Source organism: Crossiella sp. NPDC003009 (assembly GCF_053591555.1).
This window is the reverse complement of the sequence record NZ_JBSFUA010000093.1, coordinates 1-8,753: the sequence shown is the minus strand read 5'-3', so window position 1 is coordinate 8,753 and position 8,753 is coordinate 1. Positions and strand designations below refer to the sequence as shown.

Sequence of the window (8,753 nt, the reverse complement as noted above, 5' to 3'; positions counted from 1 at the left end):
CCACCCGTTATGACCAGACCGCGGTCTCCTACCGGGCAACCATCACCCTGGCCGCACTACTCCTCTGGTCCTCTGGCTTTGAAAACGCCCCCTAGCGCGTCCGGAGGCTGGCGAGCTCGCCGCGCACGTTGCGCCCGGTGCGCCCGTTGCGCCAGTTCGCGCAGTCACCATCCGGCGGCAATTCGGGCCTGTCGCAAGCGCGCGCCAAAGAGCTCGGCTTCGCCTCACCGGCGGTCCTCCCGGGTCAGCCAGAGCCGCCGCGGTCCGGTGCCGGCCGCGCCCAGCCGGTCGTCCCGGTTGCGCAGCAGGCAGTTCTGCAGCGAGAGGCAGCCGCAGCCGATGCAGTCGGTGAGCTTGTCGCGCAACCGGACGAGCTGGCTGATCCGCAGGTCCAGGTCCGCGTGCCAGCGCGCCGCGAGCTGCTCCCAGTCCTCCTGCGTCGGTGCGCGGTCCGCCGGCAGTTCGGACAGCGCCTGGCCGATCTCACGCAGCGGGATGCCGACCCGCTGGGCGACTCTGATCAGCGCGACCCGGCGCAGCGCGTGCCGCGGGAACCGCCGCTGGTTGCCTGCCGTGCGCCTGCTGTTCAACAGGCCCTGTTCCTCGTAGAAGTGCAGCGCGGTGACGGTCACGCCAGCTCGCCGGGCGAGTTGGCCAATGGTCAGTTCGGCTTCCGGATCCACCACCTGCGGAACCTTACCCCTTGACCTTGGGTTTACCTGAGGTTTGAAGCTGTTCGCATGACTCGTGACATCACCGGTCCCCCGCTCGCCGGCCGGCGGGAGCGGCTCGGCCTCGCAGTGCTCCTGCTACCCGCGCTGCTGGCCTCGCTCGAGCTGACCATCACCCACCTCGCGCTGCCCGCGATCGGGCGCGACCTGGGCGCGTCCAGCACCCAGCTGCTGTGGATCGTCGACGGTTACGCGTTCCTGCTGGCCGGCACGCTCGTCATGATGGGCACGCTGGGCGACCGGATCGGGCGACGCAGGCTGCTGCTCGGTGGCGCGACCGCGTTCAGCGTGCTGTCCGTGGTCGCCGCGTACGCCCCGAACCCGGAGGTGCTCGTCGCGGTACGCGCCCTGCTCGGCGTGGCGGGCGCGACCCTCATGCCCTCGGTGCTCGCGCTCGCCGTGGCGCTGTTCACCGAGCCGCGCCAGCGCGCGCAGGCCGTCGGCATCGTCATCGCCACCGTCTCGGCCGGCACCGCGATCGGCCCGCTCGTCGGCGGCTGGCTGCTCGACCACTTCTGGTGGGGCTCGGCGTTCCTGCTGCCGATCCCGCTGATGCTCGTGCTGCTCGTCATCGGGCCGGCGACCTTGCCCGAGGGCCGGTCCCCCGGCGGACGCCGGCTGGACCTGCCCAGCGCCGTGCTCTCCATCGCCACCGTGCTGCCGATCGTCTACGGGCTCAAGCAGGTCGCCGCGGCCGGTCCGGACCCGATCGCCTTCGCCGCCATCGCCCTCGGGCTGGCCTGCGCCCTGGTCTTCGTCCGCCGCCAACGCCGGCTGGCCGACCCGATGATCGATCTGCACCTGTTCGCCTCCCCTGCGTTCACCACGGCCACCCTCACGCTGATGCTCGGGATCTTCGTGCTGTGGGGCACGAACTACGCGGTGGCGCAGTACCTCCAGCTGGTGGCGGGGCTGACGCCGCTGACCGCCGGGCTGTGGACGGCGCCCTCCGCGATCGGGATCATCGTCGGATCACTCAGTGCGACCCGGCTCGCGCGACGGCTGCCGCCGGGCTGGATCATCGGCGGTGGGCTGCTGCTGTCGGCCACGGGGTTCGGTGTGCTCGCCACCATCGGCCCGGCCACCCCGCTGAGCGTGCTCGTCACCGGGACGATCATCGTCTCGGCCGGACTCGGACCGATGATGGCGCTGGCCACCAGCATCATCGTGGGCAGCGCCCCGGCCGAGCGGGCGGGCGCCGCATCAGCCATTGCCTCCGCCGCGCCCCAGCTGGGTGGCGGACTGGGCATCGCGATCCTGGGCAGCGTCATCACGGCCACCTACCGCGCGGACATGGGCGGCGTCGCCGGACCAGCGGGCGACACCCTCACCGGAGCGGTCGCCGCCGCGGGCAGCCTGCCAGCGGCCGAGAGCGATGTCCTGCTCACCACGGCCCGTGCCGCGTTCACCGCCGGATTCGAGGTCAGCGCTCTGGTCTCGGCGGCGCTGGCGGTACTGCTCGCCGGCGCTGTCCTGCTGGTGCTGCGCAGACGGTGACCCGCCGAGCAGGGCGTCACAGCCCTTGCGCGGCCTTGATCTTGCGCCAGCCGCCGGCGCGGTTGTTCGCGATGATGTGCTGGAGGTACTGGGTGAGCGCGGGCGCGTTGATCGGCTCGCCTTCGTGGTAGGAGATCATCCGGCCGGTCTTGTTCTCATGCCCGGCCGTGATGATGCCCTCCGGGTCGGGGACGATGCCGCCGTCGTAGAGGAAGACGTTCACGTGGTTCTTGGCGGCCAGCAGCGCGCAGACGTTGCCGTTGAGCACGAAGTAGGGCTGGACCGTCCGCTTGATCGTCTCGACGACCTCGGGGTCGGCCGTGTGCGCGATGTCGCGCACCTGCCGGCAGATCTCCTGCTGCCAGTCCGGCAGCTTGTTGATGTAGTCGTCGACGCGTGGGTCCTTGTCGTAGCTCATAATGTCCTCCGCTAGAGCCACAGGCCGACGATGGCGCCCACGGCGAGCAGCTTGAGCAGCCAGTCTCCGCCGTGCCGGGCCGCGGTGGCCACCGGAACCTTGTCCCACATGACCGATCCGGACAGCAGCACGAACGGGAACGCCACCCACAGCACGAGCGCGAGCAGCAACATCGGGCCGATCGTCGTGATGTCCATGGCCTTGGCCAGCCCGGCGACGGCGCCCGCCACCAGGGCACTGCGGCCGAACTCGGCGACGATCCGCAGCGGGGACGGCCGGCCGTCGGCGGCGCGGTCCCGGTCCAGCAGCGAGTACCAGACGCTGCTGATCACGAAGGACGCGAGCGCCGAGGTCAGGACCGCGGCGATGACGGTCATCTCACACCGCCCGGCTGGCTGAGGAGGCACAGAGAAAACTACACTGGCTAGTGTTCATACCGGAAAAGTAAACCGGGTAGTTTCCGTAGTCAAGGGGGTTGTCCATGGCAGGACGCCGCGAGGAGCAGTCCGCCGCCAAGCGCGCGGAGATCGTGGCCGCCGCGCGCAAGGTCTTCACCGCACACGGCTATCTCGGCAGCAGCATGGACGCGGTGGCCGCGGCGGCCGGCGCGTCCAAGCGGACCGTGTACCAGTACTTCGCCGACAAGGAGGAGCTGTTCGCGGCGGTGGTCCTGGAGACGGTGGACCGCGGCTACGAGTTCTTCCGGCCGCACATCCTCGCCCTCGCCGAGACCGACGACCTGGAGAACGCCTTGCGGCGGCATGCCCGCGTCACCGTCGCCGGGATCATAAACCCCGAGGTGCTCCAGATGCGCCGCCTGGTGATGGCCGAGGCGGACCGGTTCCCCGAGGTGGGCCGTCAGTACTACGAACGCAGCTGGGTGCGCACGACCGGCCTGCTGGCGGAAACCCTGACGCGCCTGACCGAGCGCGGCCTCCTCCAGGTCGACGACCCCGAGCGCGCGGCCTACTTGTTCACCTGGCTCGTGGTGTCGATTCCGTTGCAGCGCAGTGCTTTCATGGGCAGTGCGGCGGTCTGCACGAAGGCCGAGCTGGACGAGTTCGCCGACGAGGGCGCTCGGGTCTTCCTCGCCGCATACGGGATCGGCGCCCACGGCAAAACCGGGCGGGTGTGACGTCCCCACTGGAACGCCGCACCCGCCCGGCAGGCAGTCAGGCCACGATGAGCAATACGGCGCGCAGGACCGCCGCCGCCATGGCGATACCCAGCACCAGCGACGGCCGTCTGCCTCCTACCCTGCCGCTGAGCAGCACGCCGCCTACGATCAGTCCGGCCAATGCGACGAGCAGACCAAAAACCGAACCAAATGCGGGCAATGAACCGGCTTTCATCAGAAAACCCGCACCAGCCAAGGCGCATAGCGATCCCAGCCTTGGAAAGGCTCAGCCGATCGCCTGGCTGAGCGCCTGGAAGATCTCGTACAGATCCATGGCGGGCGAAGCGGCCCGGATCGCCCACCGCGCCGGCGCGGGAAGACCGTCGTACCACTTCTTGAAGGCGTGCCAGCCACCCTTGACCGCCGTGACGCACTTGTTCCAGACCGGCTGACCGAACTTCTTGATCGCCTTGATGATGGCGCTGACAGCACCCTGCTCACCCTCGGCCGACAGCGTCGTCACGCCCGCCGCCGGCGAGTCAGCCTGCTTAGCATTCGCCAACGTAGCGCTTCCCGTCAGCATGACTCCCGAGATAACAGCCCCGGCGACAATGCGCCTGCCAACCCTCATGATTTCCTCCCCAGATCTTCGGGCGGATACACCGTGCCCTAGCGCCGAGCACGGGCCGGCCAGCGAACCCGAACCAGGAGCCTCGATGCGCAACAGCACTTCCCCATCCAGCAGCGCCAAACCCTTGCATCCCATGGGAAACCTGGTGCTTGGCACCTGTTGGCAGGGGGTCAGCTCGCCGAGACTGTGTCCACAGTGGACGACAGCGCCACGAGTTTTCGCTACGACCCGGCGAATCCCACGCCGTCGGTCGGCGGCCCGGCGCCATCCGGTTGGTGCGCATCACCCTCGACCCCACCGCACACCGGTTCGAGCCCGGCCACCGCATCCGGTCGCAGGTCTCCGGTGGCGTTTTTCCCCGGTTCGCGCGCAACCTCGGCACCGGAAAGAACTCGGGGACCGGCACCGCGACAAAGCCGGTCACGCACACCATCCACCATGACGTTAGCCGACCGTCACGGCTGTCGTTGCCGATCGCCGATGGACTTGCCTGACGTCGGCATTTACGGCATCTTTACGCGTGGAGCGCCGGGAAGTCTGGTCGGCATCCGCCACCCAACAACGGGATGGCGGATCAAGGAGACTGGGGTTTCCGCATGGAGGAGACCACCTGCTGGTCGGGTGAGCGCGTGCTGTGGCGTGGTCAGGCCAACCGGACGCTGGTGTTCGAGCGCTCGGACCTGCCCCGCCTGGCACTGGCCCTGGTGGCCATCGCCCTGGCCGCCTTGCTGCACCGGATCATCAGCCAGGTCTACGACTCGGTCTTCTCCTCGATCTACCTCGCGCTGTGCGTCCTCGTCTTCGCGGGCAACGGCATCGTGCCGATCCTGGTGCGGGCCTGGCGGTTGCGGGACACCGAGTACGTGGTCACCGACCGCCGCGCCCTGGCCATCAGCGACGCGACCGGCAAACGCAACGAGCGCAGCGTGGCGCACACGCACCGCAGCGCGCCCACCGTGGTCCGCGCGCGTCCCGACGGCACCGGCACCGTGGTCTTCGGCTCGCTGCCCTCGCTGCTGGACGCGGCGTTCGCCCCGGAGTGGCAGCGCAGACCCCTGATCCTGCACGACGTCGAACACGCGGCCGAGGTGTGCGAGCTGGTCCGGCGGCACGCGGCGGTGAGCCGGTGACCAAGAGGTTCAGCCGCGCCGCTACCCGTGCAGGGCCTCGCTGATCTGGCGGGCGGACAGCTTGCGCGGGCTGACGTAGTACAGCACCGAGCCCGGCCCTGCCTTGCTCTGCCAGCTCGGGTTGACCACCAGGTGGCCGTCGGCGTCGCGGACGGCCAGCACGGTCGCGCCGTGCTTGCGGCCCAGCGCCAGCTGGCAGTCCTCGATCGGCACCGGCCCCACCGCCTCCGGGATCCGCACCGAGTAGGTGCTGGCCTCGCCGTTGCTCATCAGCTCGGCGTAGACCTCGGCGATGCCGGGCGAGGTCAGCTCCTCGATGATCATGCGCGGGAGGTGCCACGGCACGCAGTGGATGGTGCGGTCGACGTAGTGCATCAGCGCGGTCCGGTCCATGTCGCGCAGGGCGGCCACCACGTGGGCCCGCGGTTCGAGGTGGTCCACGGCCACCGCGATGGCCAGCGCCTCGTTGTCGTCGCGGGCGTCGATGAGCACCACGGCCGCGCGGTGCACCCCAGCCCGCCGCAGCACCGCCTCGTCGGTCAGCTCGCCGCGGACGAACTCCACCTCGGGATTGGGCAGCGGGTGCGTGCCCACCTCATCCGGGGCGCACAGCACGATCCGGTGCTCCTCCTCGGCCAGCAGCTGGCTGACGATGCGCTCGGTGCGGCCGGGCTCGTAGCCCACCAGCACGATGTGCTCGCTGGCGTGCACGGTGTTGCTGCCCTGCATGCGCCGTCCTCTCGCTTGTTCCAGCACCGAGGCCAGTTTGGTGAACACGGTGGTCAGCGCGGCGATGCCGCCCACGATGACGTAAGCGCCCACCAGGTGGCCCCAGCCGCTCTCGGGGTAGAGGTCGCCGTAACCGACGGTGGCGGCGGTGACCACGAAGTACCACCAGTAGCCGGCCGGCTGGACGAGCGCGCTGCCCGCCGGTTCGGCCAAGGCCATCAGCGGCCAGCTGGTGGCGAACACGAAGACGATCACCGCGGCCGGGGTCGCCCAGCTGCTGAGGAAGGCCAGCCGGGTGAGCAGCCGGGACAGGAACAACGGCATGGTGCTCCCATCGGGTCTGCTCGGTGGCGGGGTCGCAGCAGTCTAGGCAGGTGAGACCGCTTCACTTGGTGTTTGTGCGCACATCGTTGCCGGGGGTTGGTACCCTGTGCTCAGGCGAGTTGGGTCGCCTCCGGGTCCGCGGAAAAGGCTGAGCCTGCCCTTCGAAGGCGGGTAGTGCCCTGGTCACACCACCTCCTTTCACCCCGTTTCGCGGACCACGGGGAGACGAAAGGAGGTCGCGTTGTCGACCATCCCGCTGCCCGAACGACCCGATCTGGGCCAGCTCCGCAAGCAGGCCAAACAGCTGCGCCGGGCGACCCCTGGCGCCACCCTCGCCGATGCGCAGCGGATGCTGGCGCGCCGTCACGGACTGGCCAGCTGGGCGCGGCTGCGGCGGCACGTCGAGGCGATCAACTCCCGGTCCTGGGTGTACACCGAGCCGGTCGCCGAGGAGCCGTTGGCGGACCGCTTTCTACGCTTGGCTTGCCTGAACTTCGCCGAGGACGCGCCCGAACGGTGGGAGCAGGCGGCGCGGCTGCGGCTGCGGCATCCGGAGCTGCCCGCGGCGAGCGTGGCGGTGGCCGCCGCGTGCGCTGATGTGCCCGCGCTGCAACGACATCTGGCGTCCGGGGCGTCGGCGGCGCAGCCCACCGGCCCGTTTGACTGGCCGCCGCTGATGTACCTCGCCTACGCCCGCCTGGAGATGAGTCGCGAGGACACCCTCACCGCGGCCCGGATGCTGTTGGACGCCGGGGCGGATCCCAACGACGGCCGGTTCTTCCTCGGTCTGCCAACGCCTTTCACCGTGTTGACCGGGGCGCTGGGCGGCGGGGAGGACGACCAGCCGCCGCACCCGCACGGGATCGCGCTGGCCAGGCTGTTGCTGGAGGCGGGTGCGGACCCCAATGACGGGCAGAGCCTCTACAACCGCATGTTTGACGAACAGGACGACTTCGCCGAACTGCTGCTGGAGTTCGGGCTCGGCCGGGGTGACGGCGGTCCGTGGCGGCGCCTGGTGCCCGATCTGCTCGGCTCCCCTGAGGAGATGGTGCGTGGCTTGCTGGAGTGGGCGCTCACCCACGATCAGCGGCAGCGGGTGGCATTGCTGGCCGCGCACGGGGTTGATGTGACCAGCCCGCTCAATGACGGGGCCACGCCGCTGGAAATCGCGCTGCGCAACGGCCACCGCGACCTGGCGGAGCTGTTGCGGCGGCTGGGCGCGGGTGAGCCCGAACTGGGTCCGGTGGACGCCTTCCTCGCCGCGGCGCTGGCCGGGGACGCCGCCGCCGTTGCCGCCACCCCCGCGGCCGTCGTTCAGGCCGCACGGGCGGCCCGGCCCGGTCTGGTGGTCTGGGCCGCGGGACTGCGCCGACCGGAGTCGGTGAAGCTGTTGGTGGACAACGGGTTTGACGTCAACGCGCGGGGGCGTGGCGATGTGCCGCTGGAGCAGCCGTGGCAGACCGCGCTGCACACCGCGATCCAGGTCGGGGACATCGAGGTGGTCCGGCTGCTGTTGCGGCTGGGCGCGGACCCCGGGATCCGGGACTGCCGCTTCGACGGTGACGCCAGGTCCTGGGCCGAGCACTTCGGCCGCGCGGAGGTGCTCGAACTGCTCGGCCGGTAGCCGTGGCGCTGGGGGCCGCTACCGTCCGCGGTCGGCGGTCCCCGCCTGGTCGCTGATGCCCAGGCGCAGGTGTTCGCTGTGGTAGATCGCCTCGTCCAGCAGCTGGGCCACGTGGTTGTCGTAGAGGCGGTAGATGATGCTGCGCCCGTCCCGCTCACCGGCGACCAGGCCGAGGGTGCGCAGCAGGCGCAGCTGGTGGGACACCGCGGAGGGCTCCATGCCGACGGCCTCGGCGAGGTCGCTGACCGGGAGCGGGGCCTGCCGGAGCTCGGTGAGGATCAGCAGGCGGCTGGGCGTGGCCAGGGCCTGCAACGTCGCGGCCACCCTGGCGGCGGTCTCGGCGTCCAGGCGCGCGGCCGGGTGCCCGCGCTCGCCCTTCCCGTGTCCCATGCCGAGATCCTACTCACCCGCGAACATCTGAAGACCTCTTCAAGTGTGCTGCTATCGTCTGGCGGGTCTCGACCACGACTCCGGGAGGTTCCCGTGGCCTCGGCTCTCGCCGCGCCGCCCACCACCGCCACCGCGCCCCGCCCGGCGCGCGCGGCGCTGCTC

At 70.4% G+C, this 8,753-nt stretch carries 12 protein-coding genes; 5 read left to right on the top strand and 7 right to left on the bottom strand.

From position 1 onward, the window contains the following. Positions 1-224: 224 nt before the first annotated feature. Positions 225-686 carry a redox-sensitive transcriptional activator SoxR gene (soxR, locus tag ACWDY5_RS41170; protein ID WP_449727555.1) on the bottom strand — a complete coding sequence of 154 codons (462 nt, stop codon included), beginning with the start codon at positions 684-686 and terminating at the stop codon, positions 225-227. Positions 687-740: 54 nt separating this feature from the next. On the opposite strand from soxR, the gene ACWDY5_RS41165 reads away from it, so the two are divergent. Continuing rightward, positions 741-2,228, top strand: a complete 1,488-nt coding sequence (locus ACWDY5_RS41165; protein ID WP_449727554.1) for an MFS transporter — start codon at positions 741-743, stop codon at positions 2,226-2,228. 16 nt (positions 2,229-2,244) lie between these two features. Here ACWDY5_RS41165 and ACWDY5_RS41160 read toward each other — a convergent pair whose 3' ends face one another. Beyond that, entirely contained in the window at positions 2,245-2,646 is a 402-nt protein-coding gene (locus ACWDY5_RS41160; protein WP_449727553.1) for a DUF1801 domain-containing protein, read from the bottom strand. A gap of 11 nt (positions 2,647-2,657) precedes the next feature. Beyond that, positions 2,658-3,023, bottom strand: coding sequence for a DUF1761 domain-containing protein (locus ACWDY5_RS41155; protein WP_449727552.1), 366 nt, complete (start codon positions 3,021-3,023; stop codon positions 2,658-2,660). A 104-nt stretch (positions 3,024-3,127) separates the two neighbouring features. On the opposite strand from ACWDY5_RS41155, the gene ACWDY5_RS41150 reads away from it, so the two are divergent. Continuing rightward, positions 3,128-3,781, top strand: coding sequence for a TetR/AcrR family transcriptional regulator (locus ACWDY5_RS41150; RefSeq protein WP_449727551.1), 654 nt, complete (start codon positions 3,128-3,130; stop codon positions 3,779-3,781). Between the two features lie 37 nt (positions 3,782-3,818). Here ACWDY5_RS41150 and ACWDY5_RS41145 read toward each other — a convergent pair whose 3' ends face one another. Both ACWDY5_RS41145 and ACWDY5_RS41140 read right to left on the bottom strand, forming a co-directional pair. Next, positions 3,819-3,998 (bottom strand): hypothetical protein, encoded by a 180-nt coding sequence (locus ACWDY5_RS41145; protein ID WP_449727550.1) that lies wholly within the window; start codon positions 3,996-3,998, stop codon positions 3,819-3,821. 51 nt (positions 3,999-4,049) lie between these two features. Beyond that, positions 4,050-4,514, bottom strand: coding sequence for a hypothetical protein (locus tag ACWDY5_RS41140; RefSeq protein WP_449727549.1), 465 nt, complete (start codon positions 4,512-4,514; stop codon positions 4,050-4,052). 29 nt (positions 4,515-4,543) lie between these two features. Here ACWDY5_RS41140 and ACWDY5_RS41135 point away from each other — a divergent pair, with 29 nt between their 5' ends. Together ACWDY5_RS41135 and ACWDY5_RS41130 are read left to right on the top strand one after the other, a co-directional pair. Beyond that, entirely contained in the window at positions 4,544-4,888 is a 345-nt protein-coding gene (locus ACWDY5_RS41135) for a CocE/NonD family hydrolase C-terminal non-catalytic domain-containing protein (RefSeq protein ID WP_449727548.1), read from the top strand. 102 nt (positions 4,889-4,990) lie between these two features. Continuing rightward, positions 4,991-5,524 carry a hypothetical protein gene (locus ACWDY5_RS41130; protein WP_449727547.1) on the top strand — a complete coding sequence of 178 codons (534 nt, stop codon included), beginning with the start codon at positions 4,991-4,993 and terminating at the stop codon, positions 5,522-5,524. 21 nt (positions 5,525-5,545) lie between these two features. Here the strand turns inward: ACWDY5_RS41130 and ACWDY5_RS41125 are convergent, their stop codons facing one another. Further along, positions 5,546-6,577, bottom strand: a complete 1,032-nt coding sequence (locus tag ACWDY5_RS41125; RefSeq protein ID WP_449727546.1) for a potassium channel family protein — start codon at positions 6,575-6,577, stop codon at positions 5,546-5,548. A 241-nt stretch (positions 6,578-6,818) separates the two neighbouring features. Between ACWDY5_RS41125 and ACWDY5_RS41120 the strand changes: the two genes are divergently transcribed. After that, positions 6,819-8,201, top strand: a complete 1,383-nt coding sequence (locus ACWDY5_RS41120) for an ankyrin repeat domain-containing protein (RefSeq protein ID WP_449727545.1) — start codon at positions 6,819-6,821, stop codon at positions 8,199-8,201. A gap of 18 nt (positions 8,202-8,219) precedes the next feature. Here the strand turns inward: ACWDY5_RS41120 and ACWDY5_RS41115 are convergent, their stop codons facing one another. Then, positions 8,220-8,591: an ArsR/SmtB family transcription factor gene (locus ACWDY5_RS41115; protein WP_449727544.1), complete on the bottom strand. Its 372-nt coding sequence runs from the start codon at positions 8,589-8,591 to the stop codon at positions 8,220-8,222. Positions 8,592-8,753 lie beyond the last annotated feature (162 nt).

What these genes read in the sequence shown, in the direction of transcription:
- ACWDY5_RS41155 (WP_449727552.1), bottom strand. Translation starts at nt 3,023, where the DNA reads ATGACCGTCATCGCCGCGGTCCTGACCTCGGCGCTCGCGTCCTTCGTG.
- ACWDY5_RS41150 (WP_449727551.1), top strand. Translation starts at nt 3,128, where the DNA reads ATGGCAGGACGCCGCGAGGAGCAGTCCGCCGCCAAGCGCGCGGAGATC.
- ACWDY5_RS41160 (WP_449727553.1), bottom strand. Translation starts at nt 2,646, where the DNA reads ATGAGCTACGACAAGGACCCACGCGTCGACGACTACATCAACAAGCTG.
- ACWDY5_RS41145 (WP_449727550.1), bottom strand. Translation starts at nt 3,998, where the DNA reads ATGAAAGCCGGTTCATTGCCCGCATTTGGTTCGGTTTTTGGTCTGCTC.
- ACWDY5_RS41130 (WP_449727547.1), top strand. Translation starts at nt 4,991, where the DNA reads ATGGAGGAGACCACCTGCTGGTCGGGTGAGCGCGTGCTGTGGCGTGGT.
- ACWDY5_RS41125 (WP_449727546.1), bottom strand. Translation starts at nt 6,577, where the DNA reads ATGCCGTTGTTCCTGTCCCGGCTGCTCACCCGGCTGGCCTTCCTCAGC.
- ACWDY5_RS41115 (WP_449727544.1), bottom strand. Translation starts at nt 8,591, where the DNA reads ATGGGACACGGGAAGGGCGAGCGCGGGCACCCGGCCGCGCGCCTGGAC.
- ACWDY5_RS41165 (WP_449727554.1), top strand. Translation starts at nt 741, where the DNA reads ATGACTCGTGACATCACCGGTCCCCCGCTCGCCGGCCGGCGGGAGCGG.